At 45.7% G+C, this 682-nt stretch carries 1 protein-coding gene; it reads left to right on the top strand.

Features of this window, described 5'->3' with window-relative positions; all coding sequences use genetic code 11:
* Positions 1 to 79: 79 nt before the first annotated feature.
* On the top strand, positions 80 to 682 hold a 603-nt coding region (locus R7P74_RS26715; RefSeq protein ID WP_318123679.1), incomplete at its 3' end, for an FAD:protein FMN transferase.

The following is a 682-nucleotide window of genomic DNA, read 5'->3' as shown; positions in this document are numbered from 1 at the left end:
CAACAGTTGCTATAGGAAATTGGATTGACGGACATGGTCCTATTTCCCATATCAATTCAACAACAATGGGAGTAAACAAGTGAAAAAGTGGCTTGTTGCATTTGCTTCTCTATTGATTTTGGCTGGTTGTGAACAGCCTGCTGATCAAATTCATCTAAGCGGTCCTACAATGGGGACTTCTTACAACATTAAATACATTGAGCAAGACGGCATTCCGACGCCGAAGGCTCTGCAAACGGAAATCGATCGACTGCTTGAAGAAGTCAACGATCAAATGTCGACTTACCGTGAAGACTCAGAGCTGAGTCGCTTTAACCAGCATCAAACAAGTGAGCCTTTCGAAGTGTCAGCGCAAACGGCAACCGTAGTAAAAGAAGCGGTTCGTCTCAATGGCCTAACTTTAGGTGCGCTTGATGTAACGGTTGGTCCTCTGGTTAACCTTTGGGGCTTTGGCCCAGAAGCTCGCCCTGACGTAGTGCCTTCTGATGAAGAGTTAGCGGCTCGTAAGGCAAACACTGGGATTCACCACCTGACCGTTGATGGCAATAAACTGTCAAAGGACATTCCTAATTTGTATGTTGATCTGTCAACGATTGCAAAAGGTTGGGGGGTTGATGTGGTTGCTGATTACCTACAATCGGTAGGGATCAAAAACTACATGGTCGAAGTTGGTGGCGAAATG

The organism is Vibrio sp. 2033 (assembly GCF_033339735.1).
This window is presented reverse-complemented; position numbering and strand designations above follow the sequence as displayed.